Raw genomic sequence first — 2,652 nt, forward strand, 5'->3', positions numbered from 1 at the left:
CGAGGCCACCGGCGACGTCGGCGCTGCGCTGCTGGGCGTCGGTGCAGTCGTCGTGCGCCGCCTGCCAGCGCCGGCACAGCGCCCGCTCCAGGCCCATCGCGGCGATGACCTCGGCGTTGCGCCGGGCCGCCTCGGACACCGCCTGGCGCCGCCCGGCATGCGCGGCGGCCGCCCGGGTCGGGCCGCGCGTGGCCAGGTCGGTGATCACGGTCAGCCCGGCCAGGAGCACGGCGCCGCCGACCGCTACCGCGCCGATCAGCGGGTGGAACAGGAAGCACAGCGCCACGTAGGCCGGCAGCCACGGCAGGTCGAACAGCGCTCCGGGGCCGGAACCGCTGAGGAAGGCTCGGATCTGGTCGAGGTCGCGCAGCGGCTGGGCGGCATCCTCGGGCCGGGCCCCGCGCAGTGGCGCGCGCACGCTCAACGAGAACACCCGCGCGCCGACGTCGGCGTCGAGCGCGGCGCCGATCCGGGCGAGGATGCGCGAGCGCAGGGCCTCGAGGCTGGCCTGGGCGGTGAACAGGATCAGCGCGAGCACGCACAGGCCGACCAGGGTCGGGATCGAGCGGCTCGGGATGACCCGGTCGTAGATCTCGAGCATGAAGAACGAGCCGGTCAGGGTGAGCAGGTTGACCAGCCCGCTCATCCCGGCCACCGCCGCGAACGCGCGCGTGCTGCGCCGCAAGGCGCTGGGCAGTTCACCCGTCTTCTGACCCGGTGTCATGGCTTCCCCCCGAAGCGCTAAGCGCTGGTGCGGGCCGCCGATCGCACTGTGTATGAACTTGTACACAGCAGCTGTTCGGCCGCGCCGTCCCGCAGGGGTGTTAATCAATATGAACCAAATTCCATCATTGATTTGAATGACGCAGTGGTTGAAATTGCCCGCTGTTGCCAGACTGCGACTACGTAGGGATCTGCAGATAAGCGGTTTAGACTTGCAGATTAGCCTCCGCGTATCGCAGATTTGGCCTATATCCGAACCACGGCGACAAACAGGAAGATTGTCATTTCTGCGGCGCACCAATCCTTGACCGATCACGCGCAGCACATCCGGCCGGCGCCCGCGTCGCGAATACGCCGGCGCACCGGGCGATATCCGGTATCGCGGCGTCACCACGGTGCGATGATCGTGCCACAGATCGAGCTGAGATCTTGACCGATCCGGCGACGACGCTGGTCGGCCTGCCGCTGCTGCAGGTGTTCGGCCGCATGGGCTGCGGCGGCCTGGTGCTGTCCACCCGCGGCCACGTGCTCGCCGCCAACCCGGAGGCGTTGCGCATCCTGCGCGAGACCTTCGACATCGCCGACGGCGATCTCGACCTGCACGACGGCACCGGCCGCGACGTGATCAAGCGCCTGCTCGCCAAGGCCAGGACCCGGATCCAGCTCGACGGCGAGAACTGGATGCTGACCACCCGGGCGAGCCGGCGCCCGCTGATCATGAGCACGATCCTGGTGCCGGTGCTCGGCGAGAAGGAGCCGCACACCGTGCTGATCCTGATCGACCTCGAGCGGACGCCCAGGCCCAACACCACCGCGCTGGAGCGGATCTTCGGTCTGACCGTGGCCGAGGCGCGCCTGGCGGCAGTGCTGGCCGGCGGCGCCACGGTGGCGGAGGCCGCGATCGCTCATAAGGTCAGCGTGGCAACGGTCCGCACGCAGCTGGCGGCGATCTTCGCCAAGACCCACACCAGCCGGCAGGCGGAACTGGTGATGCTGGTCTCGCGGTTGTCAGCCTTGCCGTGATGAGCGCGCTGATCGGCTCAGGCCGCCACGCTGGCGCGCTCGCGGATCCAGGCCTCTGCCGCAGATAGGGTCGGGAAGATCAGGCCTTCCTGCTCGGATCCGCCGAGGCTGAACTGCAGAAACCACCCGGTCTCAGCCGGGACTAGCATCGCCATCAGGGTGTGGTCGAGGAACACCAGGCGCGCCTCCTCGGACCCATCCCGGGTCGCCGCACGCACGATCTCGAAGCTTACCTCAGTCGGCATGTACCCTATCGCTCAGTCGGGAAGACGACACTTCGTCCCCGCGCGCCGGACCCACCCGGCTATCGCCTGCGGTATAGACGGACGGCCTGGCGCGCATCATCCATATGACTAAGAAAATATCGCCTTGCCATTCTCAAGGGTGGAACACCCGGCAACGAACTTTAGCCGACCTGCGCTCCACAGTGAGGATCCTGAGCTAAGCCCGCCAAGATCCGCCTCCCGTCCGCATCGTCTTGTACCATAGCCTGCGTCGGCGAGCACCACACAGAAGCGCAGGCTCTCAGCTCGCAGGCGGTCGAGTTCGGCCAGGGCGATCTCAATTTTGCTCCGCGGCGCGACCGCCGCCTCCGGCACGCCAGCTTGCGCACACCGCTCCGGGACGCTCGTCCACTCGTCGGGCAGGAACAGGCGCAAGGCGACCGGCACGGGCACCTCATCGCGCGCCAGGGTGAGGGGGACCAGCGCTTGGCAGTTCGCTTTCTTGCCGAGCGCGCCGCAGTACTGGCGCGCCACGCCGACTGAGAGCGTGTCCTTCTTCAGCAGGGCTGTGTCGTCGATGACCAGGTACGCGTCCGGCCCACCGACCAGCCGATCGGCTTGGCGTGTTGCTCCGCGGCGGTGTCTCAGGTGTCCAGCACGATCCCGATCGTCTGGGGGGGGG

At 68.3% G+C, this 2,652-nt stretch carries 3 protein-coding genes and 1 pseudogene; 1 reads left to right on the top strand and 3 read right to left on the bottom strand.

Features of this window, described 5'->3' with window-relative positions:
* On the bottom strand, nt 1-724 hold a 724-nt coding region (locus FV233_RS28990), incomplete at its 3' end, for an ABC transporter transmembrane domain-containing protein (RefSeq protein ID WP_246690134.1).
* A 428-nt stretch (nt 725-1,152) separates the two neighbouring features.
* Between FV233_RS28990 and FV233_RS28995 the strand changes: the two genes are divergently transcribed.
* Complete coding sequence (locus tag FV233_RS28995) at nt 1,153-1,746, top strand: helix-turn-helix transcriptional regulator (RefSeq protein WP_246690135.1); 594 nt, start codon at nt 1,153-1,155, stop codon at nt 1,744-1,746.
* Nucleotides 1,747-1,763: 17 nt separating this feature from the next.
* Here the strand turns inward: FV233_RS28995 and FV233_RS29000 are convergent, their stop codons facing one another.
* Together FV233_RS29000 and FV233_RS29005 are read right to left on the bottom strand one after the other, a co-directional pair.
* On the bottom strand, nt 1,764-1,991 hold the full coding sequence (locus tag FV233_RS29000) for a hypothetical protein (RefSeq protein ID WP_147899595.1): 228 nt from the start codon (nt 1,989-1,991) through the stop codon (nt 1,764-1,766).
* Nucleotides 1,992-2,228: 237 nt separating this feature from the next.
* Nucleotides 2,229-2,652, bottom strand: a pseudogene (locus tag FV233_RS29005) (transposase); the annotation flags it as partial.

This window comes from Methylobacterium sp. WL7 (assembly GCF_008040085.1).
Classification (GTDB): Bacteria; Pseudomonadota; Alphaproteobacteria; order Rhizobiales; family Beijerinckiaceae; genus Methylobacterium; species Methylobacterium mesophilicum.

Bases quoted from the DNA above. Each gene is read 5' to 3' on its own strand.
- FV233_RS29000 (WP_147899595.1), bottom strand. From the start codon at position 1,991: ATGCCGACTGAGGTAAGCTTCGAGATCGTGCGTGCGGCGACCCGGGAT.